At 38.6% G+C, this 1,003-nt stretch carries 1 pseudogene; it reads left to right on the top strand.

Features of this window, described 5'->3' with window-relative positions:
- Positions 1 to 1,002 (top strand): annotated as a pseudogene (locus F6K49_RS53095) (hypothetical protein); the annotation flags it as partial.
- Position 1,003 lies beyond the last annotated feature (1 nt).

Here is a 1,003-nt window from a genome sequence, read left to right as displayed (position 1 = left end):
CAAAACTATCTAGATACTCAATATAACCTTGGTTTGGCTTACCAAGATGCTCAAAATTTATCGGAAGCTTACAAGGCTTTTGATGCTGCCATTAAAACCATAGAATCCCTACGAGATGAAATTATTTCTGGTTCTGGAGTAGAAGAATACAAGACAAAACTAGCTGAAAATTATAACAAAAGCTATCTAGGTATGGTGGAAGTCTGTTTAGAATTAAATAATATCACAGAAGCGATTGAATATGTTGAACGGAGCAAAACTCGCAATTTAGTTGACGAGATTCTCCGCCGTGACATGAAAACCATCTTTCCTGTAGATGTTGCCACTCAATTAGAACAATACAGGGATGAAATAGCGACAGGTCAGAACCAAATCCAACAAGGCAACGCTGAAAATATAAAAGTCTTAACACAACGTCTTCAAGAATTGCGACAGCAGCGTAATGATTTACAAGACCACTATTTACCTATCGGTTCTAGCTTTAACTTTGAGCAATTTCAGAACAATTTAGATCACGACACTGCCATTGTAGAGTTTTACATTACAGGGGATAAGCTGCTCACGTTCATCTTTACCGGTCAAACTCAACAGCCCATAGTTTTAAAATCTGAGCCCCAAGACTTAGACGAATTGGTAAATTGGATAAATGACTATCTGCAAAGCTACTATACCGAAAAATCTGATTGGCAAAATGACCTGAGTAACTGCCTACATGAGCTAGCTAATATTCTATCCATTTATGACATCATTCAGCAGATTCCAGAAAGGTGCGATCGCTTAATTTTAAGCCCCCATCAGTTTTTACATTTGTTACCGCTTCATGGCTTACCAATTACCAGTAAGCAGGGAGAAGGTAAAGCTAAAATTCTAATGGATCGGTTTCCAGCAGGGGTAAGTTACGCTCCTAGCTGTCAACTACTGCAACTTGCCAAAACCAGAAAACGCCCAAAAGAGTTTACCCATCTGTTTGCGGTTCAAAATCCCAGTGCTAATTTAGATTAGA

This window comes from Moorena sp. SIO3I6 (genome assembly GCF_010672095.1).
This window is presented reverse-complemented; position numbering and strand designations above follow the sequence as displayed.